Source organism: Neisseria sp. P0013.S005 (assembly GCF_051958425.1).
Lineage (GTDB): Bacteria > Pseudomonadota > Gammaproteobacteria > Burkholderiales > Neisseriaceae > Neisseria > Neisseria subflava.
Window position 1 is genome coordinate 32929 of record NZ_JBQCVL010000003.1, and the last position, 23705, is coordinate 56633.

Here is a 23705-nt window from a genome sequence, read left to right on the forward strand (position 1 = left end):
GCGGAAGGGAAAATTACAGGTATTTGCGCATCAATTCGCATTCGACGCGGACGGTTTTGTTCAGCTGCAACACGGCAGTACCGAGCGATTCATAACGATTGAGGCGATAGAAAGGCACGGAATTGAGCGAGGCATACAGTTTGAGAAAGCTGAGGCCTGCATTTCGTGCCATTTCTTCGGCGCGGCTGAGCAAGGCCGTACCCAAGCCAAGATTGTGGAAGAGCGGATGGACGTATAAGGCGTCCAGTTGCGCTTCTTTGAAATCGACTTGGAAGAAGCCTTGAATCAGCCCTTTGTATTCGACCACCCACAAGGCTTTGTTTTTATCGGAGATGGTTTCCAAATAGCTGTTGATGTCGAGCAGACTTTCCCATGTGTGCATAATAGTTTCATCATAACAGCGAATGCAGGCGTATTGAACGGCATGCAGATGGGCGTTGTGTATAGCTTGGCAGTCTTTTTCGGTTGCCGGACGGAGGATGGTCAGAAGGCTCATGGCGGATGGTCGGAAAAATTGATTTCAGACGGCCTTTTGCAATCAAAGGCCGTCTGAAAAAAGTGGGTAAGGTTACAGGCTTTGATGTAAGGTTTGTGCGGTTTGGAACGCGTTGTCCGCATCGTTGGCCAAGACGGTAAAGTGGCCCATTTTTCGGCCTTTCCGCGCGGCTTTTTTGCCGTATAGGTGCAGGTGTGCATTCGGATGGCTTTGCAACGGCAGCCAATTCGGTTCGCCACCGTCTTCCTGCCAGACGTCGCCCAAAATATTCGCCATGCAGCATGAAGAAAGCAGCTTAGTGTCGGCGGGCGGCAGGTTGCACATAATGCGTACCTGCTGCTGGAACTGGTCTGCGGCGCAGGTATCCAGCGTATGGTGGCCGGAATTGTGCGGGCGCGGGGCGATTTCATTGACGACCAATTCATGCGTGTCGCCGACGATGAATATTTCCACAGCCAACACGCCGACATAATCCAATTCGTCCGCCAAGCGTTGCGCCATCTGCCGCGCCTGTTGCTGCACGTCGGTACTCAGCCGCGCGGGAACGATGGAATAAGCAAGGATGCCGTTTTCGTGGATGTTTTCGGCGGGGTCGAAGGTTTGCACGTTTTCATTGTTCAGACGGCATACGATAACTGAAATTTCGCCGCGCAAATCCACCATTTTTTCCAAAACACAATCCACGCCGCCGTGTTCGGCAAACGCGGCTTTGAGTTCGTCCACCGTTTTGACGCGGATTTGACCTTTGCCGTCGTAGCCCAATGTAGCCGTTTTCAAGATGCCGGGCAAAAATTGCGCGCTTTCTTCGCTGATGTCGTCTGAACGGCAAATCGCTTGATACGGCGCGGTTTGCAGCCCCGCTTTGCGTATCCACGCTTTTTCCTGAATACGGTTTTGCGCGATGGCAACGCAGTCGCCGCTCGGAGAAACGTTGGTATGCTTTGCCAGAAAGCGCATCGCGTCGGCATTGACGTTTTCAAATTCAGTGGTAACCGCCGCGCATTTTGCCAACTCGTCCAAAGCGGCCTGATCGTCAAACGGCGCGCACAAATGACGGTCGGCAAATTCTGCTGCCGGCGCGTTCGGATCGGGGTCGAGAACGGTTACTTTGTAGCCCATGGTTTTGGCGGCAACGGTAAACATTCTGCCTAATTGGCCGCCGCCGAGGATGCCGAGGGTAGCGGGGGGGAGGATGGGGGATTTGTTCATAGTGGAATAATTCTGTTTAAATTGCCAAATCTAAGGGAAGGTCGGAAATATCTTTTAATCGTTTACCATTGACCATGATGTAAAACAAATCCAAAGCGTCTTCATAATTCAATGATTGTAAAGTTTGTTCCAGCTCATATAAGGCAAAATGGTAAACGCAATCTATTTCCCCTGTACCCAAGGCAATGGATGAAATGCGGCTTGGCGTCGGTTCTGCCGTTACGACAACAATGTGCGGCAGTCTGCCTTTTCTATTTCTAACCAAATTCAATCCTTCAGAACGGGCATTTTGAGCCCTGTCGCTGCGAATCGTCCATTTACAAGAGATACTGGCGTGGAGCAGCGGCATATTGCCATTACCCGCACGCAAACTGGCATATGTGGCAATATTTTCATCAACTAAAAATTCATTACGGTTGATTTCTGTATCTGCAATCAAATTTCTGGTAACGATAATATCGGGAGTAATGGTGTAATCACTGCCCAAGGCGGCAGCCAATTCGGGGTTTTCTTCGGCAGCCTTGGCTAAGGCTGTCAGATGTGCGTATTGCTGATAACGTGCGATTTCCAGACGGTTGCGAGAACCGACCTGCTTAACATTCCAGTCGCCGGGTCTGATATGCTGCAATTTCTCAAAAGCAGATTGGACAAACTCACTGCATATTGCTTCAAAAGCATTTCCCGATGTCTGACCGGGTAATCTTTCCGAAACCGTTTCCGAATGCAGTAAGTCGGCAATCCCCTTGGCTATATTGCAACTTCGGGTATTGCTCCCATCCGCATTGCTGACTACGCCTCTATTGTTGGTTGCAAGAACATTGCCATCCAATAATTTCTTATGGAAAATCCTGCGTTCTTGGGTAAAAAGCGGATTCATTTAATTTTCCTTTTTTAAGGCTTTGATAATCTGCCTGCCCACCGCTTCGGCTACCGGCGGGGGAAAAGCGTTGCCGATTTGGCGGTACATAGGCGTTTTTTTACCAAAAAATTGCCAGTCATCAGGAAATCCTTGGATACGCGCTGTCATTCGGGCAGTCAATCTAGGCATCCCCGAAAAGTCTTCAGGCGGCGCACTATTCCACAAACCTGAACCATCCACACCCAACTCCGCCCATGCGCGTTTGGACCGTGTAGGCCCCAAGTCAGCACCACCGTGTTTTTTTGAACCTCCAACTAAAGTTGGAGCGATTTGGTCTGCCTTCAAACGCCAATCATGCGCACCTTGCCAGTTATTCTCTGACATTAAGTCAAACAGTAATTCACCAACAGTTTGCGGTTGTTTTATGGTCGGTTCAGGCCACTTGAAAAAATCTGCATATTCGTTTTTTAATGCAACAAACAAAACTCTGGGTCTAAGTTGCGATACCCCATAGTCAGCGGCATAGAGCAACTTCCATTGACCTATGTAACCCAACTTGGCAAATTGTTCTGTAATATGGTTGCGATAATCTTCAAATTTTGGGTCAAGTAACCCCCGCACATTTTCTAACATGATGGCTTTAGGGTCAGTTTCCTTAGCTAGACGAATAGCCTCAGGGAATAAATCTCGTTCATCATCTTTTCCTAATTGTTTACCTGCTTTGGAAAAAGGTGGGCAAGGAACTCCACCGGCTAATAAATCAATACCTTTATATTCATTTCCCCGAACTAGACGGACATCTCCTTCAATAATATTCCAATTAGGGCGATTTAAACGTAGTGTCTGACAAGCTGGAGATTCGATCTCGATCAGTGCGGCATGGGAAAAGCCTGCTCTTTCTAAACCCAAGGCTTGTCCTCCTGCTCCTGCACAAATTTCTAATGATGTGAATTGCATTGTGATCTTTTGCGTAAGTTTCTCTGATGTTGCTTTGTGATTTTCAGACGATCTTCTCTCTACAAAGGTCGTCTGAAACTTATTTATCCAACCCCTCCTGTACCATCTGCGCCGCCCTAACCACTGCTCGGGCTTTGTTCTGCGTTTCCTGCCATTCGGAGGTCGGGTCAGAGTCGGCGACGATGCCTGCGCCGCTTTGGACGTATAGCGTGTTGTTTTTCACTACGGCTGTGCGGATAGCTATTGCCAAATCCATGTCGTTGTTGAAACCCCATACGCCGACGGCGCCGCCGTAGATGCCGCGTTTGCTCGGTTCGACTTCTTCGATGATTTCCATGGCGCGGACTTTGGGTGCGCCGGAAAGTGTACCTGCCGGGAAGGTGGCGGCGAGGATATCCATGTTGGTCATACCGTCTTTCAGACGGCCTTCGACGTTGGAAACGATGTGCATTACATGGGAGTATTTTTCAATCACCATTTTGTCGGTGACTTTGACTTCGCCGGTTTTACTGATGCGGCCGACGTCGTTGCGTCCTAAATCAATCAACATGACGTGTTCGGCAATTTCTTTGGCATCGCTCAGCAGGTCTTGTTCGTTGGCGAGGTCTTCGGCTGGTGTTTTGCCGCGCAGGCGTGTGCCGGCGATAGGGCGGACGATGACATCGTCGCGTTCGCGGCGGACGAGGATTTCGGGGGAGGAGCCGACAATATGGAAATCGCCGAAATCGTAGTAAAAGAGGTAAGGCGAAGGGTTGAGCGTGCGCAGAGCGCGGTAGAGGGCAAGCGGGCTGTCGGTGAATTCCATGCTCATGCGCTGGCTGGGGACGACCTGCATACAGTCGCCTGCGAAGATGTAGTCTTTGATTTTGTTGACGCAGGCTTTGAACGGCTCTTCGCCGAATTCGCTGACGGCTTCGGTGTGTTTGCTGCCGAGGGAAAGCGGGATGGCGCAGCTTTGGCGCAACTGGGTGCGGATGTCTTCGAGTCGTTCGCGGGCGCGTTCGTAGCCGTCGGGCTGCGAGGGATCGGCGTAAACGATGAGGTGGATTTTGCCGCTCAAATTGTCGATAACCGCCAATTCTTGCGACAACATCAGCAAAATATCGGGCGTGCCGAGCGGGTCGGCTTTGGCGTTGTTTTTCAGGCGGTGGGCAAAGTGTTCGAAATTGTAGATGGTTTCGTAACCGAAGTAGCCGACCAATCCGCCGGTAAAGCGCGGCAGACTTGGGATTTCAGGCGTTTTGAAGCGGTTGTGAAAGGCTTCGATAAATGGCAGCGGATTGCCGTCGTGTTGCTCGACGATTTCGCCGTTTTGATAAACATCGACGTGTTTGCCACTGACTTTGAGATAGTAGCTGCAAGGCAGGCCGATAAAGGAATAGCGGCCGAAACGTTCGCCGCCGACAACGGATTCAAGCAGGTAGGTGAAAGGCTTGTTGGCAAGTTTGAGGTAGATTGAGAGCGGTGTGTCCAAGTCGGCAAGCAGCTCTTGAACGAGTGGAATGCGGTTGTAACCTTGTGCGGCTTGGGCTTGGTATTCTTGTTTGCTGATCATCTTGATAAGTCTTTCAGACGGCCTGTTTTAGGGTGTTAAATCGTGTGAAGAGTATAGCATTTTATTGGGATTGTTGACAGTCTGAGCGTTATGTCAGATATGGAAAACGCCGTCTGAAAAAGACGGTGCGAGGTATCAGGCAAGGGTGTTGGCGATTTTGTTTTTCCGGCTTCGTTTCCACTTGAAGAGATAAGCGGCAACAACGGGAATCAGGGCGATAATGGATTTGAATGTCCATCCTGAATACCATGTGCCTTCGGGAACGTCGCTTGCAAGCCAAGTGAAGTATGGCCACCAGCAGGCAACCAGGCTGCCGAGGAACAGCGGCCAAATATGACGGCTTAAGTTGCGTTGCCATAAAAGGAAACAGATGGCCGCCCAAATGAAAGTCAATACGGTAATCAGGAGAATGGTGTAGGCATCTGAAATCAGGATGGCGGCAAAGTAGTAGCTGAGTCCGACCCATAATAGGGCAAGTATCAAGACGATGATTTCTTCCGGGCGTTTAAACATGATTTCTCTCTTTTGTAAGACTGGCAATGCATCAATACTATACCCTAAACAAGAAGCGATGGTAAGAGTCTTTCAGACGGCCTTGTAGCCGGGTTTGCTATAATGTGCGCAATCAATTTTTTGGAAAGGACAAACCATGACGGCAAACTTTCAAGAAACGCTGAAGGCTTTGGGTAAAAAGGCGAAACAGGAAGCAGCGGAGCGGGAAGCGGAAGCGAAGGCTAAAAAGCAGGTAGAGGATATGGATTTCAGTAAGGCAGTTGGTAAGGTTATACCGTTGAAAAATGCGGGTAACTATTATGAACAGCCCCGTGATAAATCTCCGATCAAGCCGCGACCTAAAGAAATGGCGACTTTGGAGCAGGAAGATTATTTTTATGTGGGCAGCGGCGGCTGGGAAGAACCGCCGGCTTCGTTCAGTAAAAACGGGCAGGGTAAAAATGATTTGATGCGTTTGCGAAACGGCCATTATCCTGTCGTGGCTGATGTGGATTTACATGGCTATACGCAGGAAGAAGCGCAGCAGGTATTGAATGAATTTATTGAGTTTACGAAAAAACGCGGCGTTTGCGGCGAGATTGTCCACGGCAGCGGCTTGGGTTCCGCAGGCTATAAACCGGTTTTGAAAAATATGACGCGCCGCTGGTTGATGCAGCATCCTGATGTGTTGGCTTATGTCGAGCCTCGACAAGGCAATGATGGCGCAGTCAGGATCTTGTTGAAACGCCAACGCCGAGACGATGATTGGAAACAGTAAAATAAAAAAAGCAGTGTCGATAAAATGACACTGCTTTTTTATGTTTGTCAGATTAAGAAGATTTCTTTTTGGAAACCGATTCGCAACCTTTGCCATTGGTCATTGTAGTTTTGGAATCTTTGGCAGAGTCAATATCAGTGCATTTGTAAGCATTGCCCAAACTATCCATCCAAACGGAAAGGGTATAGCCTGTTTTGATGGGAATGGCTTTCAAACGATAGGCCCGGCTTTTACTGGTATCAATCATTTCGGCAGAGTATTTATATTTGTCTGCCAAATCTTTATGGCCTTTGTATGAGGAAATAAAGTCATCCAACTGAGTTTTAATCTCATCAGTTTTCCACTTTGGATTTTTAACCATCTGGTTTTTAAAAGCAGAATTGATGGCGACTAACTCGGCATGCGCTTGTGATTGGTAGCCGCGTTCAATGTAGCGGTTGTAAGAGGGAATGGCAATGACGCTCAGGATTGCTAAGATGGCGACAGCAATCATCATCTCAACCAGCGTAAAGCCTAGTTGTTTGGTAGAGGTGGTATTCATTATATTATTCGCTGGCAACGTAAGACTGAAGAACGACTTGGGTATTGGCATTCTTACCCCATGCTTTGGCGGTAACGCGGTAAGTAATTCGACCCTCTGTCGTTTTACCTAAATATTCGATGATGTAGCGTGGATTATTTACGATGCCACTTTTTTTATCTAAAGGATATTCCGTACCATTGGCGTCAATACACAGGCTTTTGTCGCATTTTCGCTTCCAAGCATCTACGGTTGGGTTGCCTTCTTCAGTAAAATCGTCATTGGATTTTACGTTTGGTGTGGAACATAAACCTTTTTCACATTTTGCGGTAAAAGTAGTCTTTTTACCTTCAATATCAAAAATTTGATTTTCACCTTCACGCAGTGCCGCTTCGGCTAGGGTGGTTGCCAGTTTGCGGTCGGCATCATTGGTGCTGATACGCTGTTCGGTATTGTAGGACTGGGTGGCTGTAACCACGAGCAGGGCGATGACGACCATCATCATTAAGACGATAAACAAAGCATAGCCCTGCTGCCGTTCAGGTTTGATTAGAGTGATCTGTCGGCGCATACGTTTCCTCCGCGGATGGTGGCATTAATATTATAGATATCGACTTTATTGTCTTGTTCTTTTGATGGGTCAATACTGCCGTTATTCAGTACGATTTGGATAGAAGCCGGAGACTTGGCCTTAGCTGAGATATCCAATGCGTTTTTGTAATCAAATGATTCTGTATTCAATCCGCTGGCAGATGCATTTTCAGAATCAGGACATTCTGCATAGATATAGTGGATATCCATAGCAGTGATGCCTTTAATTAACAGCTGCGGATTACTCCATGAGCCATCATTTGATAATTGGAAACGGAACAAACCGCTCTCTTCGCCAAGTTTACCGACAGCGTAGGCAATCATTTCATGTTTCATAATGGCGATACTGCCGTCTTGATCAGAGTTGGTAATTTTTAAAGCTGATTTTGCCGCAGCCAAATCTTTAATTTCTATGTGAGGTTTGGCAATACCGGAGCAGCTGCTGGCAATGGCAGTTTTTGCAGCAGAGTCCGCTTTGTCGATACCGTATTGGAACAGCAGGGCTTTGCCAGTTTGAACAAAGCCTGTATAGCTTAATTTATTGATTTCTTTAACCGGTAACAGCTTATTCACACCGGCTGTTTTCAATGTATATTCATCCGAGCTTTTGTCTTCTATCACTGCAGAGGCAGGAAAATTCGCCATATTGAAGCAGCCGAAATTACCTGCCATACGCGCATCGCGGACGATCATATTGGCGGCGTTGCGCAAATCTTGTTGGATACCGATACGGGCGTTGGCAGACTTGTTTAATCCGCGCGCAGTAAAGTAAGTGGAGCTGACAGCCATTAAGACGATCATGCTGAGCAGGCTGGCAACCAGAAATTCAAGGATACTAAAACCACGAATGGCGGTTTTATTGGTAATATGGTTGAGTAAGCGTTTATTGTTCATTGTTAGTCTCTTACGCGTGATTGGTAGGTATAGACAACGTGATGCCCCGATGTGTTGAGATTTTTTGCGCTATTTTCTTCTTCAACATCTTGCAACCATAAAACTTTCACGATGGTTGTATCGCCTTTGCCATCGCATTTTGCGTTAAACCCATTTTCGTAAGTCGGCTCTGCACCGGAAGAATCTTTGCAGATGGTCGAGAAGACTTGGGCTTCGGGAAGGGCTTTGGCTAAATCAGCTTTAAACTGTGCAATTTGAGCCTGTGCAAGTTGGGCTTTGCTCATTTTGGCTTCAAATTTTGCAGTTTGTTTAGAGTCGGATTTTAGGTAGGCATCATAGGATTTTTTATAACGGGAGGTTTTTTCCCCTGCAGTATCGGTTTCTTCAGAGAGCGTCGGATTAATGAGCATGCCTTCAATTAGATTTTGTGTAATTTGGGCGACTGTGGTTTGATTTTCAGACTCGCGCACGTTGGATACGGTACGCAATTGAACAGCCAGAAGGGCAAGCACACCGATGGCAAGGACAAACATGGCAATCAAAACTTCAATCAGGGTCATACCTGATTGAAGTTTTGGGGTAAAGCTTGTTGAGCTCGTTTTCAGACGGCCTTTAAATAATCTGAGATGAGTAGGATTAGTAATGTTCATAAGATACCGTTGTTATTATTTGGAAGAGTATTCGCACATTTTGCGCTCATCGTTTTTAGCACAGATTTCGACATGCCCATTACCATTGATTAAAAGTACGGTAGCACGGGCTTTCTTGGTTTCAGCATCGGCGGCAGATTTATCCGTCAGGCTGATTTTGATGTGGCCGTCTGAAAATTGATAATTCTTGCCATCAGTCGAATGGCCAAATGTACCATTGGGCAGAAATCTCCACCAGACTTCTTTTGAAGCTGAAGCAGAAAGAGCAGAACGGTCGTTGCCGATAGGGATATAGTTGAAGCTGTATTCCACTTTGTCGGTATCCCCATTAAGAATAATGGAGCGGATGGATAAATCGACACCATCATTTTTATAGTTTGAATCTTCGTTTTTATCAGCGTAGGCCAACATACCATTACCGGCATATTTGGAATCGCAACCATTATTGGGCGAGCCATCGGATTTAATTTTGACCGGGCAGATGTAAACGGGAAGATTGAGACGGACGGCCTCATTTCGCGCGAAGCGCAGCAGATTGGCAATTTGCTCTGCTTGCGATGCCGCACGTCTGGAGGCAATCCATTGATTCATATTGGGAAGTGCGATGACGGCCATTACTGCTGCAATAGTAATGACGATCAGCAACTCAATTAGGGTGAAGCCTTTTTGTGTCTGATACATGAGTGATTTTTTGGTAGTAATGTGTTGGGTAACTGACGTTTTCTCTTTTGCACTTGCCTGTGGCAATGCTTTTGCTTTTATTAGATTTATTTTAAACGATTTTGTAATACGTGACTAATAAAATATGAAATTCGGTTAGTTTTTCAGACAATCTGTCTCAATCTTCCATCAACATGGATTCTGGAATATAGGCAGCATTATCAAATTTGGTAAATTGACCCATCCAAGTGAGGAATACTTTCCCGACTGGACCGTTACGGTGTTTGCCGATAATACATTCCGCCAAGCCTTTTGCGGGTGATTCTGAGTTGTAGTATTCATCACGATACATGAACATAATCAAGTCGGCATCTTGTTCGATTGCGCCGGATTCACGCAAATCGGACATCATCGGGCGTTTGTCGGTACGCTGCTCAACTGTACGGCTCAACTGCGACAGGGCAATGATGGGAACTTGCAACTCTTTAGCCAATGCTTTGAGGGAGCGCGAGATTTCACCAAGCTCGGAAGCACGGTTGTCAGAACGGCCGGAGCCAGACATCAATTGCAGGTAGTCGATAACGATCAAGCCCAATTTACCGTTGAACTGGCGCGCAAGACGGCGGGCGCGGGCGCGCAGTTCAAGCGCGGTCAAACCCGGAGTTTCATCGATATACATGGGTGCATCGGAGAGTTTAACGACAGCTTCGTTCAGACGGCCCCAATGTTCGTCTTGCAATCTGCCGGTTTTTAAAACGCTTTGGTCTAAACGTCCGACTGAACTCAGCATACGCATAACCAGCTGCGCACCGCCCATCTCCATCGAAAATACGGCGACAGGCAGTTTGCCCTCTACGGCAACGTGTTCTGCGATGTTGATCGAAAAGGCGGTTTTACCCATAGACGGACGGCCCGCCACGATAATCAAATCGCCCGGTTGAAGGCCTGATGTTTTTTTGTCGAGGTCGATAAAACCTGTCGATATGCCGGTTACCTCATCAGGATTGTCGCGCGAATAAAGCATATCGATGCGCTCGACCACTTCTTTCAAAAGGTCGGGCATCTCAAGGAAGCCTTGTTTGGATTTGGCGGTACTTTCGGCGATTTGGAATACTTTGTTTTCTGCCTCGTCCAAAAGCTGGCCTGCATCACGCCCTTGCGGATTGTATGCGCTGCGTGCAATTTCTGTACCGACTTCGGCAAGCTGGCGCATGATGGAACGCTCGCGCACGATTTCGGCGTAGCGGCGGATATTGGCAGCGGATGGCGTGTTTTGCGCCAGTGTAATCAGATAGTTGAATCCGCCTGCCGCTTCCAATTCTTCATTGCGTTCCAAACTTTCCTGAACGGTAATGACGTCGGCAGGACGGCTTTCATTAATCAGGTTGGCAATCGCACGAAAAATCAGGCGGTGTTCGTGGCGGTAGAAATCTTCGCCGGAAACGACATCGGCAATACGGTCCCAAGCAGAATTTTCCAGCATCAGGCCGCCCAAGACGGATTGCTCCGCTTCTGTGGAATGTGGCGGCAGTGACAATGCGCTGATTTCACGGTCTTCAGACGGCATATCGGAATAATTGCTCATGACGGGCATCTCTGGCTGGAAAATTGCAATCCACTATTATAGCGCAGTGTAAGTTCAATTGGTTTGTTTAGGCTAAAGCAGGTAAAATAGCCATGTTGTCGATTTGACAACACACACTACCAAAATATAAATATCAATAATTAGGAGCATAAAAATGGAACACAAGCTGCCACAATTGCCTTATGAACTGGATGCCTTGTCCCCTCATCTAACCAAAGAAACTTTGGAGTTTCACTACGGCAAACACCATCAAACTTACATCACCAATTTGAACAATCAAATCAAAGGCACTGAGTTTGAAGAAATGCCTTTGGAAGAAATCGTGAAAAAATCTTCCGGCGGTATGTTCAACAACGCTGCCCAAACTTGGAACCACACTTTCTACTGGCTGGGCTTTACCCCTAAAGGTCAAGGCAAACCTGCCGGCGAATTGGCTGCGGCCATCGACGCTAAATGGGGTAGCTTCGAGAAATTCCAAGAAGCGTTCAATGCCTGCGCGGCCGGTACTTTCGGCTCAGGTTGGGCATGGTTGGTGAAAACGCCTGCCGGTGAATTGGATCTGGTTTCTACTTCCAATGCAGGTACTCCGCTGACTACTGAAAACACTCCGCTGTTGACTTGCGACGTATGGGAACACGCCTACTACATCGACTACCGCAACAGCCGTCCTAACTACCTGAAAGGTTTTTGGGAAATCGTTAACTGGGATGAAGTTGCCAAACGCTTCGCCGCATAAAACGATATGGATGAAAAGGCCGTCTGAAAAATTTTCAGACGGCCTTTTTGTCAATATTGGCGTGAAGAGATGGTTTAGATGAATGTTTTTTCTGTCTGATGCGCAAAATTATCATGGAGCAAAAAAAAGGATAAAGGGGAGATTATGCTAAAATATTGTCAACAATTTTTTTGATTCCGCATGATATGGAATCAGCGTTTGACACACATAGACAAGAGGATTTTATGAAATTTCTAGACCGTGAGGCGACCATTGCCAAACCCGGCTTTAATCGTTGGCTGGTACCGCCTGCCGCTTTGGCCGTGCATCTTGCCATCGGGCAGATATACGCTTATTCCGTGTTCAATGCGCCGCTGACCAAGCTTATCGGTATTACTGAGTCGGCTATAGGAGATTGGAAGCTGACCACGGTAGGTTGGATTTTCAGTATTGCCTTGGCGATGTTGGGCGCGTCTGCGGCTATGTTCGGTACTTGGATGGAACGCGTTGGGCCGCGTAAGGCGATGTTTGTTGCTGCCTGCTGCTTTAGCTTGGGCTTTTTTGTCTCGGCGATTGGCGTCCATACGCACAATCTGTTTTTGCTTTATTTGGGCAACGGTGTGATTGGCGGGGTCGGTTTGGGCTTGGGCTATATTGGGCCTGTATCGACACTGATGAAATGGTTTCCCGATAAACCGGGTATGGCGACAGGTTTGGCGATTATGGGCTTTGGTGGCGGCGCGATGTTGGCTTCGCCTTTATCCGTGTCGCTGATGAATTTTTTCTCCAGTGAAACTTCGGTTGGCGTAGCGCAGGCTTTTGTCGTCTTAGGGTTGTTCTATCTGGTGTTGATGATGTTCGGTGCGTTTACCATCCGCATACCTGCCGATGGCTGGAAACCTAAAGGTTATGTTGCGCCGAAAATCAAAAGCAAATTGGTCAGCAGTAATCACGTCAATGTTTCCGAAGCCATGAAGACGCCGCAATTTTGGCTCTTGTTTTGGGTGTTGTGCTTGAACGTGACGGCGGGTATCGGCGTTTTGGGTCAGGCTTCGGTCATGATTCAGGAGCTGTTTTCTGAAACTTCTGTCGGTAAACAGGCTGCCATTGGCGCGGGTGCGGCGGCAGGTTTTGTGAGTCTGTTGAGCCTGTTTAATATGGGCGGCCGCTTTTTGTGGTCCAGCGTGTCAGACAAAATCGGGCGTAAAAATACTTATACCATTTTCTTTGTGCTCGGCTCGCTGTTGTATTTTGCCATTCCGTCTATTGGAGAGAGCGGTAATAAGGCTTTGTTTGTTATTGGGTTTTGCGTCATCATTTCCATGTATGGCGGCGGTTTCGCAGCGATTCCGGCGTATCTGAAGGATTTGTTCGGCACTTATCAAGTCGGTGCAATCCACGGCAGGATTTTGCTGGCATGGTCAACTGCGGCCGTTATCGGCCCGGTGTTGGTCAACTATATCCGCCAAAGTCAAATTGAAAGCGGCGTTCCGGCTGCCGAGGCTTATAGCATTACCATGTACATCATGGCAGGTTTGTTGATTGTCGGTTTGCTGTGTAATTTGAGTGTCCGTTCGGTTCACGAAAAGCATCACGAGAAGGACATTAAGGTCGCGGCACATAGCGGCAACCCCGATGATGAAACCGCTGTATCCGATGCCTATTTGATCAGCAAGAAAGTATCAGCGGGCGGTATCGGTATATGGTGGCGCTGGGCTTTGGTTTGCATCCCTTTATGCTATGGTGTCATTATGGTGTTTGTTAAAGCCTTAAGTTTGTTTAATTGATTGTTGAAAATTAAAGGCCGTCTGAAAGTTTCAGACGGCCTTTTCAAATGTTAAATAACTAATCTTTCGATACGCTGATGGTATGTTTGATGTGTTTTAAATTTGCAACGATGGTAAAAGTCATCATCACCAGTAAAGCCCATGAACTCCATTTGCTGATGTGTACTGATGCCCATGCGCCGATTTGGTTGGGATAGCGCCAAACGCCGAATAGGGTTCCCAAATTTTCCGCCAGCCAAATAAAAAATCCGATCAGGACGAAAGCGAGCAGGAGGGGCATTTTGCGAGTGGTGTCATAGGGTGTGTATAAGACCGTTGTCCGGGCGTATAGGCCGAGAGCAAAAGCTGCAAGATACCAGCGATAGTCGCCGATATAGTGATGGGTGAAGAAATTGATATAAATCGCCAGTGCGCACAAAGTGCCCAACCAATACGGCGGATGGTTTTTGATTTTGAGGTCAAACAGCCGCCATGCTTGAATGATATAGCTGCCGACTGCGGCATACATAAAGCCTGCAAACAGCGGTACGCCGCCAATTTTGGTATAAGCCTCATCAGGATAGCTCCAAGACTGGATATCGCCTGATGTCTTGAACCATTCCAAAGCAAAGCCCACCAAGTGAAACAGCGTAATCGATTTCACTTCATCCCAAGTTTCCAGCTTGAAATACAGCATGGCTGCTTGTACGGAGATGGCAAAAATCAGTAGCAGGTCGTAGCGCGAAATTCCCAACCAGCCTGTTTTCGGAACAAGAAACATGGCAATGAAAAACAAGCCTGCAAATAAGCAGGCTCGTGCTTCTTTCAAACCGAAAAACCAAAATTCAACGATAAAGCGTCGCCAACTATGCAAATCCTTGCGTTTGGGGTGCTCAGTCAGCCAAGTATCCAGTTTGCCCAACATATTTTCAGACGGCCTCTTTATCTTGAAAATGTTTTAGGCAGATTGAATCGGAATGACGCGGTTTTGCTTACGTTTTGCGCCGCCCTCACAGTAGTTGGTTTTGACATAATCTTCAACGATTTGTAAAAACTCTGCAGCGATATTGTCGCCTTTGAGGGTGACTTTCCGCTCGCCGTCTACATAAACCGGCGCAACCGGTGTTTCGCCTGTACCGGGCAGGCTGATACCGATATCGGCAAGCTTGCTTTCGCCCGGACCATTTACCACGCACCCCATTACGGCGACGTTCAATGATTCAACACCTGGATATTCAGTGCGCCAAACAGCCATTTTCTGGCGTAAATAGTTTTGTACGTCTTGAGCCAATTCTTGGAATACGGTACTGGTGGTACGGCCGCAACCCGGGCAGGCTGTAACCATTGGCGTAAAGGAGCGCAAGCCCATGGTTTGCAGGATTTCCTGACCGACAATGACTTCTTGTGTACGCGGGGAGCCGGGTTCGGGCGTAAGGGAGATTCGAATGGTGTCGCCGATACCTTCTTGCAACAATACGGACAAAGCTGCAGTGGAGGCCACAATACCCTTGCTGCCCATGCCTGCCTCAGTCAGACCGAGATGGAGCGGGTAACGGCAACGGCTGCCTAATTCGCGGTAAACCTGAATCAAGTCTTGTACGGCGCTGACCTTGCACGACAAAATAATTTTGTCTTCAGGCAAGCCCAAAGCCACGGCTTTTTCTGCCGACTCCAGCGCAGAAACAATCAAAGCCTCTTTCATGATTTCTTCAGGCGGTTTCGGTGTGGCAGAAGCTAAGTTGGCATCCATCATGCGCTTGGCAAGGCTTTGATCAAGCGAACCCCAGTTCACACCGATGCGTACGGCTTTATTGTTTTCTGCGGCAGTACGGATCATAAAGGCAAATTTTTCATCGCCTTTTGCACCTTTACCGACATTGCCCGGGTTAATCCGATATTTGGCCAAGGCCTTGCCGCACTCAGGAAATTCAGCCAATAAGCGTTCGCCATTAAAATGGAAATCACCAATCAGGGGGGTGGTGTAGCCCATATCGTCTAAGCGGCTGCGGATTTCGGCTACTTTGGAAGCCGCTTCAGGAGTATTGACTGTGATACGAACCATTTCCGAGCCGGCATCGCTCAATTCTTTGACTTGTCGGGCAGTTGCTGCGGCATCTGCCGTATCCGTATTGGTCATGGATTGGACAAGAACGGGCGCCTCGGAGCCGATGATGAGGTGGTCAATTTTGACTTGATGTGTCTGACGGCGTTTAGGTGTGGTCATTTTAGTTTTTTCCTGCAACAAAAGAGGCGGATTTTTCACCGGCAACACGGTATTTCAAAGGTTCGATAGGTGTGCCGCCGTAATTGGCTTCAGAGCCGGCTGCAATACCGAGCCAAACATTGTAAGGCGCGCCGCCTCTCAGACGTTGTTCGCTTCCGGCCGGAACGATACGGCTGAATACTACTTTTCCATCTTTGTCTGTAATGATCAGATTGCTTCGGTATTGAACTTTAATCCAAAGTTCGTCTTTCTCAACTTTGACGGCAGGCTTCTCTTCTTGTACGACGGCGGAAGCTGCTGAGGCAGCTTGATCATTAGTCACTTCAGGCTTATTGGTTATTTCTTTTTTGCCGTCTTCCGTCATTTCGCTAACGGCAACATTATCCGTTTTTAAGGCAGGCGTTTTCATCGTATCAGCAACATCTTTGCTGTTTTGAATATTTGCCTGTTCGTTTTCAAAACTGGATTTGCTTTGCCAAAAGTAAACACCGCCTACAGCCAAAGCCAGTGCGGCTATCCCCAATATCCATTTTGGGAAACCTTGCTTTTCAGTGTCTTGGTAGCTTAAGCCGGTGTTGGCACTGCGTGTTACCGCGTATACATGGTCTTCAAGTTGCGGAGTAATGGAGAGCAAATGTTTGGCGATGGTTTGTTCGTCGATTTTCAAAAATCGTGCATATGAACGCAGATAGCCTGAAACAAAGACTAAACCGGGAAAGCCTGAATATTCCCCTTTTTCCAAAGCATCAATTTGTTCGGCAGACAGTTTCAAACGTGAAGCAACATCTTGAATATCAATTTTGGCATCAGTTCTGTGTTTGCGTAATTCATCCCCCAATGTTTTGGCGGCTTGTGTGTTGTAGTTGATTTTATCGTTATTTTCCATTTAGTGGCCTGTTGTGACGGTTTGTAGTTCGTCTGAATAAGGGAAGTTTGCCCTAAGTTGGGCTTCGTATTCGTATGCGGCGTGTTTATTGCCCAAGGCAGTAGCCAAACGCCAGCCTAAAAGCAAATCGTCAGCCTGAAGGACATCAACTTTGCTTTGGTATTGGCGGAAATAATAGTCGGCATCGTTCAGATTGCCTGCCATCATTTTGGTTCGGGCAAGTTCTTTGAAAGCAGGGAAGAATTGTGGATTCGCTGCTAAAGACCTTTCCAAATAGGCTTGGGCTAAGGAGTATTGGCCTAACCTTGCACTGCAAATGCCTTTATTCATATTGGCAATAAAGGGGCTTGGGTAGGTTGGGTCGGCCAGTGCTTTGTCAAAGTAAGCCAAAGATTCGGCCGGTGCATTCATTTGATTGCACAAGAACCAACCGTAGTTGTTGTTGACTTCCGCGCTATCAGGTTTTAAAGACAATGCTTTAAGAAAGCTTTCCTGAGCTTTATCTTTGACCTTCAAATACTGATAAATCTCGGCGCGTACCAACCAAGCAAGGTCATTTTTTGAATTGGACTTAAGCGCCTCTTCGATACTTTCAGTAGCTTGGCGGTAGTTTTGGCCGCGCATATATTCCACAGCCAGTTGGGTTTTGATATTAGAAACTTGAATGGCACGTTCTTTAGGGCTTGGGCCGGAAGAGGAAGCGCAGGCAGAAAGAGTCAGTGCGGTAAGTAAAGCGAATCCGAACTTAATTTTCATAATTAACCTTATTGTTCGACCAAAATCTGTTGCCATTTTTGTTGGCGACGTGTTTTATCTTGTACTTGTCCGGCCAATTGTCCGCAAGCTGCATCGATATCGTCGCCGCGGGTTTTGCGGACAGTAACGACAAAGCCGGCTTGTTGCAGAATATCGCGGAAGACACGGATATTTTCATTGGTAGAACGTTCGTAGCCGGAATTTGGGAAAGGATTGAACGGAATCAGATTGAATTTGCATGGTACGTCTTTAACCAACTCAATCAATTCGCGCGCATGTTGCGCTTTATCGTTGATGCCGTTGAGCATAACGTATTCAAAGGTAATAAAGTCACGGGGTGCTTTGACCAAATAACGTTGACAGGCCGCCATCAATTCTTTAAGCGGGTATTTTTTGTTGAGGGGAACAATCTGATCGCGCACTTCATCGTTGGATGCGTGTAAAGACACAGCCAAAGCAACAGGCATTGCGTCACGCAGTCTGTCCATTTGTGGAACCATACCCGAAGTGGAAACGGTCACACGACGGCGGCTCAAGCCGTAGCCGTGATCATCCAGCATAATGCTCAAAGCGGTAACAACATTGTCAAAGTTTGCCATGGGTTCGCCCATACCCATCATCACCACGTTGGAGATAACGCGTTCGTTTTTAGGGGTAACGCCCATGGCTTTATTGGCCCACCAAAGTTGACCGATAATTTCAGCGGCAGTCAGGTTGCGGTTGAAACCTTGTCGTCCGGTAGAGCAGAAGGTGCATTCCAATGCGCAACCGACTTGGGAAGAGATGCACAAAGTACCGCGTTCAGCCTCGGGAATGAAAACGGTTTCTACACCGTTGCCCGTGCCGACATCCAGCAACCATTTGCGCGTGCCATCCGTAGATTCTTGTGCCATCATTAATTTAGGCACTTCGATTGTGGCTTGTTCATTTAACTTGGCACGCAATGATTTGGCCAAGTCAGTCATTTCTTCAAAGTTTTGTGCACCGGCTTGATGCATCCAACGCATTACCTGCTTGGCACGAAAAGGCTTTTCGCCCATTTCGGCAAAGTGTTGCGTCAGTCCGTTTAAATCGTAATTCAGTAGATTGGTTTTCATGTATTTTTATGTTTCTCAGTAAAGCTTTTAAAGCAAAGGGGCTTATTGGGCAGCTTTGCTTTAAAAGCCTTTGGGTTTTCAGACGGCCTTTAATTTGTAGTGCATACAAAGCAGTTTTGCCGTCCGATATGAATCGGACGGCCGTAAAGCGGCTACAGGCTTTTATTCTTAGCGAGGGCAGATTTCGCTTTGGCTGAAGAAGTAAGCAATTTCAATCGCAGCATTTTCAACGCTGTCAGAACCATGTACGGCATTAACACTGACAGACTCTGCAAAGTCGGCACGGATTGTGCCAGGAGCTGCATCGGCTGGATTGGTTGCACCCATCAGTTCACGATTTTTGGCAACGGCGTTTTCACCTTCCAATACTTGAATCATGACAGGATTGCGTGTCATGAATTTAACCAAGTCTTCATAAAAAGGGCGGCCTTTGTGTACGGCATAAAACTCTTTTGCTTCACGCTCAGAGAGATGTTTCATTTTTGCCGCAATAATGCGCAAACCGTTTTCTTCAAAGCGGCTGTAAATCTTGCCGATGACGTTTTTTTCTACTGCATCGGGTTTGATGATGGAAATCGTACGTTCTATGGCCATGTTATGTCCTTGTTTTTATTGAAAGGTAAGTTGTCGTAGCCAAGAGGCAGGGAAGTGTATTCTACCAAATTTCGCCCCTTTTTGGGAAAGGCATTATTTGCTTAAAGTCAGGTGCAGTTGTTCCAAGTAGACTTCAGATTGCATTTCGATCATACGGCTGGCCGTACGGGTAAATTCTTCTGCAAAATCGCCTTCGACGTAAATATCGTTTACGCCAACTGCGCTGGTAGCGCACAGCTTCACACGGAAATCGTATAAAACGTCAATTAACCATGTCAGACGGCGTGCTTCTGCTTTTTCTTGAGGGGTTAGGCGTTCTAATCCTGAAAGGAAAACCATCTCGTAATGTTCGGCTAAATACAAATAGTCAGCTTGTGAGCGCGGGCCAAAACATAATGCGCGGAAATCAAACCAGATGGCGCGTTCTGACTGGGCTTTATGAGGAATTTCCCGTCCATGAATAATGCTGATGCCTGGGTTTAATTCAGAGATTCCGCTCATTTCTTTAAATAAAGCAGCCAGTTTTTGCTCGTTTTCTTCATTATTGGGGACAAAGAAAATTTCGGCAGGACGCAACGTACGCAAGCGGTAATCTTCGCCGCCATCCACATTTAAAACAGTCAGGTTGGACTCGATAAGAGCGATGGTTGGCAGAAAGCTACTGCGGTTTTGGCCTTGAGGATAGAGTTCGGATGGGGCGTAGTTGGAAGTGGCTACCAAGACGACACCTTCACTCAACAGGTTTTCCAGCAAGCGACCCAAAATCATGGCATCGGCAATATCGCTGACGTGAAACTCGTCAAAACACAAAACTCGTGTTTCTTTGGAAATTTCTGTTGCAACGGCTTTTAAGGGATTGGCTTCGCTTTTCAAGACTTTAAGGCGCTGATGGATTTCGGCCATGAAGGCATGGAAATGCACGCGACGCTTGCGACGATAAGGGAGACAGCCGAAAAAAGCATCCATCAAGAAACTTTTACCACGTCCTACGCCGCCATAAAAATAGAGTCCTTTAGGTACTTGGGGGGAACGCAAGCTACGGCCGAGAAAACGGTTGCGTTTGCGTTTGAACATCATCAGCTCGGTCCACAAACGATCCAAATATTCAATGGCTCGCGCTTGGGCTTCGTCGCGGATAAAGTTAGGCTGTTCGGCTGCAGCTTGATACCAAGTCAATGGGCTGTGGTTTTCAAATGGAGGTGGTGTGAATAGTTGGTCTCTATTGCTCATGTGTAACCTTTATTATGTTTTGCTGGCGATAGTTGAAACATCATCCGCAATAGTTTGGACAGCAGTTGGAATGATGTTTTCATTACAGAATAGTCGGTCTATTATAAATGATTTCAGACGGCCTGCGTTTTTTGCAAAAGCATTGTAGTAAATATAGTTGAAAGAGTGTGCGATTAAGGTATGCGTGAAAAGAGCCGGCTTTGGTATTTCTTGAGAAAATAAAAAAACGCCGCATTTCTGCGGCGTTTTGCTACTAAGTATTAATGAGCACTTTCTTGCAATGCCAAGTCTACACGCTCACGCAACTCTTTACCCGGTTTGAAGTGAGGAACATGCTTTTCTGGCACTTCCACGCGTTCGCCGGTTTTTGGGTTGCGCCCGATACGGGCAGGGCGGTGGTTCAAATCGAAGCTGCCGAAGCCGCGGATTTCGATACGTTGTCCACGAGCCAGTGAGCGGGTCATGGTATCAACCAAGACTTTTACACTGTATTCGACATCTTTAGCCAGCAGTTGGTTGCCATTTTTCTCGGCAAACACTTCTGCGAGGCGAACCATCAATTCAGACTTCGTCATGTCTGCAACCTTATTCTTGGTCGCCGGACAGTTTGGCTTTCAGCAAGTCGCCCAGGCTGGTAGTACCGGCATTGGCAGTTGCAGCGGCGTTAACTGAATTCAGCGCTTCGCGGTTTTCTTTAGCGTCTTTAGCTTTAACAGACAGGCGGATGCTGCGGTTTTTGCGGTCGACGGTTACGATAACGGCTTCAACCTCATCACCTTCTTTCAGTTTGGTGGTCAGATCTTCAACGCGGTCAGCTGCGAATTCGGAAGCAGGCAGGTAGCCTTCTACTTCGTCAGACAGGGCAACAACGGCACCTTTGGCGTCAACAGATTTCACAGAACCTTTAACCAAAGAACCTTTGTCGTTTACGCTGATGAAGTTACCGAAAGGATCGCCTTCCAGTTGTTTGATGCCCAAAGAGATACGCTCTTTGTCAACGTCGATTGCCAATACAACGGCTTCCACTTCTTCGCCTTTTTTGTATTTGCGTACAGCTTCTTCGCCAGCTTCAGTCCAAGACAGGTCAGACAGGTGAACCAGACCGTCGATACCGCCGGGCAGGCCTACGAATACGCCGAAGTCAGTGATAGATTTAACCGCACCGGAGATTTTGTCGCCTTTATTGTGGTTGGCGGCAAATTCTTCCCAAGGATTGGCTTGGCATTGTTTCATACCCAAAGAGATACGGCGGCGGTCTTCGTCGATTTCCAGGATCATGACTTCAACTTCGTCACCCAGTTGAACAACTTTGCTTGGGTGTACGTTTTTGTTGGTCCAATCCATTTCGGAAACGTGTACCAAACCTTCGATGCCTTGTTCGATTTCAACGAACGCACCGTAGTCAGTCAGGTTGGATACTTTACCGAATAGGCGGGTACCTTGTGGGTAACGACGGGTCAGGCCGCTCCAAGGATCTTCGCCCAGTTGTTTCATACCCAGAGAAACGCGTTGTTTGTCTTGGTCGAATTTCAGGACTTTGGCTTCTACTTCTTGACCAACTTCCAAAACTTCGCTTGGGTGTTTCACACGGCGCCATGCCAAGTCGGTGATGTGCAACAGACCGTCGATGCCACCCAAGTCAACGAATGCACCGTAATCGGTGATGTTTTTAACGATACCTTTGATAACTGAACCTTCTTGCAGGTTTTCCAGCAAGGCTTTGCGTTCTTCACCCAAAGTAGCTTCCAGAACAGCGCGGCGGGACACAACAACGTTGTTGCGTTTTTTGTCCAGTTTGATCACTTTGAATTCAATTTCTTTGCCTTCGAAGTGAGAAGTGTCTTTTACAGGACGTACGTCAACCAAAGAACCCGGCAGGAATGCGCGGATGCTGTTGATCATAACAGTCAGACCACCCTTGACTTTGCCATTGATAACGCCGGACAAGATGTCGCCGTTTTCCATAGCTTCTTCCAAAGCGATCCAGTCGGCAGCGCGTTTGGCTTTTTCGCGGGACAGTTTGGTTTCGCCGAAGCCGTTTTCAACAGATTCGATGGTAACGGTAACGAAATCGCCAACTTTAACTTCAATCTCGCCCTGAGCGTTTTTGAATTCAGCAACATCAATCAGAGATTCTGATTTCAGACCTGCGTTAACGGTAACGAAGTTTTGATCGATGCCGACTACTTCGGCAGTAATCACTTCACCTGGGTTCATCTCTTGCAGGGTAAAGCTTTCTTCCAGCAGCTGGGCAAAATTTTCCATAGTCATATATACTCTTTTCGGTACACCGCCAAGGGGTGCGGGTTAGGTTTGAAATGACCTGCCGTCCTTGGCGCAGCAGGTTGGGAAATGTTTTCAGACGGCCTTGTTATAGGGTTAACAGGCCGTCTGAAATGAAAACTTCGCGATTATACTCCAAATTTTAAACTTTATGATACCAATCAAGCACTTTTTTTACAGCTTCTTCGATAGAAAGGTTATCAGTGTCTAAAAGCAGGGCATCGGGCAGCTGTTTCAACGGAGCAACAGGGCGGCGGCGGTCTGCTTCGTCGCGCGCTTCAATGTCCGACAAAATACGCTCGAATGCAACCCCTTCGCATGGGATACCGAGTTGCTTTGCACGACGTTGGGCGCGGACATTGGCACTCGCGGTTAGGAAAATTTTTAATGCGGCATCAGGGAAAATAACCGAGCCGATATCTCGGCCGTCGGCGACCAAACCTTTTTCGGTTAGGAAGTCGCGTTGGCGCTGCAAAAGGGCTGTGCGCACTTTAGGCAACTGCGCGACGGCAGATGCGCCCATGCCGATCGCTTCGGTACGGATTTGCTCGGATACATTTTCGCCATTCAATAATACGACGCTGCCTTCAAATTGTGCGGGTAAAGTTTCTGCCAGTGTGCTGACGGCGTCTTCATCTGACCAGGCAACATTTTGTTTTTGTGCGTAAAGCGCGGTCAGGCGGTAAAGCGCACCGGAGTCGAGGTAAAGAAAACCCAAGGCTTCGGCTACGCGTGAGGCAACCGTCCCTTTACCGGATGCGCTGGGGCCGTCGATGGCGATAACTTTTTGCTTGAGGCTCATGTATTCTCCTGAATGCGATAGGTATTTGAATTAACCATTTATTATACGTTGCTTTGGCCGTCTGAAAACGAAAATTTTTGTGTGATTTAGATTTGAGGGAAAAGTG

25 protein-coding genes are annotated in these 23705 nt (G+C 47.5%); 3 read left to right on the forward strand and 22 right to left on the reverse strand.

All coding sequences use genetic code 11. The features are described 5' to 3' along the window. Positions 1 to 13: 13 nt before the first annotated feature. The 6 genes from ACTHTA_RS04160 to ACTHTA_RS04185 form a co-directional block, all read right to left on the reverse strand. On the reverse strand, positions 14 to 496 hold the full coding sequence (locus ACTHTA_RS04160; RefSeq protein WP_003683615.1) for a GNAT family N-acetyltransferase: 483 nt from the start codon (positions 494 to 496) through the stop codon (positions 14 to 16). A 72-nt stretch (positions 497 to 568) separates the two neighbouring features. Further along, positions 569 to 1705 carry a 5-(carboxyamino)imidazole ribonucleotide synthase gene (locus ACTHTA_RS04165; protein ID WP_308887242.1) on the reverse strand — a complete coding sequence of 379 codons (1137 nt, stop codon included), beginning with the start codon at positions 1703 to 1705 and terminating at the stop codon, positions 569 to 571. A gap of 16 nt (positions 1706 to 1721) precedes the next feature. Beyond that, positions 1722 to 2582 (reverse strand): NgoMIV family type II restriction endonuclease, encoded by an 861-nt coding sequence (locus ACTHTA_RS04170; protein ID WP_308887243.1) that lies wholly within the window; start codon positions 2580 to 2582, stop codon positions 1722 to 1724. Then, positions 2583 to 3521 (reverse strand): DNA cytosine methyltransferase, encoded by a 939-nt coding sequence (locus ACTHTA_RS04175; RefSeq protein ID WP_308887244.1) that lies wholly within the window; start codon positions 3519 to 3521, stop codon positions 2583 to 2585. A 79-nt stretch (positions 3522 to 3600) separates the two neighbouring features. Beyond that, entirely contained in the window at positions 3601 to 5076 is a 1476-nt protein-coding gene (gene trpE / locus ACTHTA_RS04180; RefSeq protein WP_308887245.1) for an anthranilate synthase component I, read from the reverse strand. A 135-nt stretch (positions 5077 to 5211) separates the two neighbouring features. Further along, a complete protein-coding gene (locus tag ACTHTA_RS04185; protein ID WP_308887246.1) occupies positions 5212 to 5589 on the reverse strand; it encodes a hypothetical protein in 378 nt (125 codons plus the stop codon). Positions 5590 to 5725: 136 nt separating this feature from the next. Here ACTHTA_RS04185 and ACTHTA_RS04190 point away from each other — a divergent pair, with 136 nt between their 5' ends. After that, positions 5726 to 6346 carry a Smr/MutS family protein gene (locus ACTHTA_RS04190; RefSeq protein WP_308887247.1) on the forward strand — a complete coding sequence of 207 codons (621 nt, stop codon included), beginning with the start codon at positions 5726 to 5728 and terminating at the stop codon, positions 6344 to 6346. Positions 6347 to 6398: 52 nt separating this feature from the next. Here the strand turns inward: ACTHTA_RS04190 and ACTHTA_RS04195 are convergent, their stop codons facing one another. From ACTHTA_RS04195 to dnaB, 6 genes are all read right to left on the reverse strand, one after another. Continuing rightward, entirely contained in the window at positions 6399 to 6887 is a 489-nt protein-coding gene (locus ACTHTA_RS04195) for a PilX family type IV pilin (RefSeq protein WP_308887248.1), read from the reverse strand. 4 nt (positions 6888 to 6891) lie between these two features. Beyond that, positions 6892 to 7437, reverse strand: a complete 546-nt coding sequence (locus ACTHTA_RS04200; RefSeq protein ID WP_308887249.1) for a pilus assembly PilX family protein — start codon at positions 7435 to 7437, stop codon at positions 6892 to 6894. Then, a complete protein-coding gene (locus ACTHTA_RS04205; protein ID WP_308887250.1) occupies positions 7416 to 8351 on the reverse strand; it encodes a PilW family protein in 936 nt (311 codons plus the stop codon). Before ACTHTA_RS04205 ends, ACTHTA_RS04200 begins: the two co-directional genes overlap by 22 nt. 2 nt (positions 8352 to 8353) lie before the next feature. Then, the gene (gene pilV, locus ACTHTA_RS04210) at positions 8354 to 9001 is read right to left on the reverse strand and encodes a type IV pilus modification protein PilV (RefSeq protein WP_308887251.1); all 648 of its coding nucleotides are present in this window, start codon (positions 8999 to 9001) and stop codon (positions 8354 to 8356) included. 15 nt (positions 9002 to 9016) lie between these two features. After that, on the reverse strand, positions 9017 to 9682 hold the full coding sequence (locus ACTHTA_RS04215; RefSeq protein WP_308887252.1) for a GspH/FimT family pseudopilin: 666 nt from the start codon (positions 9680 to 9682) through the stop codon (positions 9017 to 9019). A gap of 157 nt (positions 9683 to 9839) precedes the next feature. After that, entirely contained in the window at positions 9840 to 11246 is a 1407-nt protein-coding gene (gene dnaB, locus ACTHTA_RS04220) for a replicative DNA helicase (RefSeq protein ID WP_308887253.1), read from the reverse strand. A gap of 154 nt (positions 11247 to 11400) precedes the next feature. Between dnaB and ACTHTA_RS04225 the strand changes: the two genes are divergently transcribed. After that, on the forward strand, positions 11401 to 11982 hold the full coding sequence (locus tag ACTHTA_RS04225) for a superoxide dismutase (RefSeq protein ID WP_003683473.1): 582 nt from the start codon (positions 11401 to 11403) through the stop codon (positions 11980 to 11982). A gap of 224 nt (positions 11983 to 12206) precedes the next feature. Beyond that, complete coding sequence (locus ACTHTA_RS04230) at positions 12207 to 13748, forward strand: L-lactate MFS transporter (RefSeq protein ID WP_440364137.1); 1542 nt, start codon at positions 12207 to 12209, stop codon at positions 13746 to 13748. Positions 13749 to 13806: 58 nt separating this feature from the next. On the opposite strand, the gene ACTHTA_RS04235 is transcribed toward ACTHTA_RS04230, so the two are convergent. The 10 genes from ACTHTA_RS04235 to cmk all read right to left on the reverse strand — a co-directional run bounded on the left by ACTHTA_RS04235 (position 13807) and on the right by cmk (position 23599). Then, positions 13807 to 14652: a DUF817 domain-containing protein gene (locus ACTHTA_RS04235; protein WP_049329646.1), complete on the reverse strand. Its 846-nt coding sequence runs from the start codon at positions 14650 to 14652 to the stop codon at positions 13807 to 13809. 33 nt (positions 14653 to 14685) lie between these two features. After that, positions 14686 to 15951, reverse strand: coding sequence for a flavodoxin-dependent (E)-4-hydroxy-3-methylbut-2-enyl-diphosphate synthase (gene ispG / locus ACTHTA_RS04240; RefSeq protein ID WP_308186610.1), 1266 nt, complete (start codon positions 15949 to 15951; stop codon positions 14686 to 14688). 1 nt (position 15952) lies between these two features. After that, entirely contained in the window at positions 15953 to 16837 is an 885-nt protein-coding gene (locus ACTHTA_RS04245) for a helix-turn-helix domain-containing protein (protein WP_308887255.1), read from the reverse strand. Further along, positions 16838 to 17593: a type IV pilus biogenesis/stability protein PilW gene (gene pilW, locus ACTHTA_RS04250; RefSeq protein WP_063075505.1), complete on the reverse strand. Its 756-nt coding sequence runs from the start codon at positions 17591 to 17593 to the stop codon at positions 16838 to 16840. It abuts the gene before it with no gap. Between the two features lie 8 nt (positions 17594 to 17601). Continuing rightward, entirely contained in the window at positions 17602 to 18690 is a 1089-nt protein-coding gene (rlmN, locus tag ACTHTA_RS04255) for a 23S rRNA (adenine(2503)-C(2))-methyltransferase RlmN (RefSeq protein WP_308887256.1), read from the reverse strand. 168 nt (positions 18691 to 18858) lie between these two features. Beyond that, positions 18859 to 19284 carry a nucleoside-diphosphate kinase gene (ndk, locus tag ACTHTA_RS04260; protein WP_063075507.1) on the reverse strand — a complete coding sequence of 142 codons (426 nt, stop codon included), beginning with the start codon at positions 19282 to 19284 and terminating at the stop codon, positions 18859 to 18861. Positions 19285 to 19377: 93 nt separating this feature from the next. After that, on the reverse strand, positions 19378 to 20514 hold the full coding sequence (gene zapE / locus ACTHTA_RS04265) for a cell division protein ZapE (protein WP_308887257.1): 1137 nt from the start codon (positions 20512 to 20514) through the stop codon (positions 19378 to 19380). 260 nt (positions 20515 to 20774) lie between these two features. Then, the gene (locus ACTHTA_RS04270; RefSeq protein ID WP_003678992.1) at positions 20775 to 21089 is read right to left on the reverse strand and encodes an integration host factor subunit beta; all 315 of its coding nucleotides are present in this window, start codon (positions 21087 to 21089) and stop codon (positions 20775 to 20777) included. 10 nt (positions 21090 to 21099) lie between these two features. Beyond that, positions 21100 to 22785, reverse strand: a complete 1686-nt coding sequence (gene rpsA, locus ACTHTA_RS04275; RefSeq protein WP_152333218.1) for a 30S ribosomal protein S1 — start codon at positions 22783 to 22785, stop codon at positions 21100 to 21102. Between the two features lie 154 nt (positions 22786 to 22939). Next, positions 22940 to 23599: a (d)CMP kinase gene (cmk, locus tag ACTHTA_RS04280; RefSeq protein WP_308887259.1), complete on the reverse strand. Its 660-nt coding sequence runs from the start codon at positions 23597 to 23599 to the stop codon at positions 22940 to 22942. Positions 23600 to 23705 lie beyond the last annotated feature (106 nt).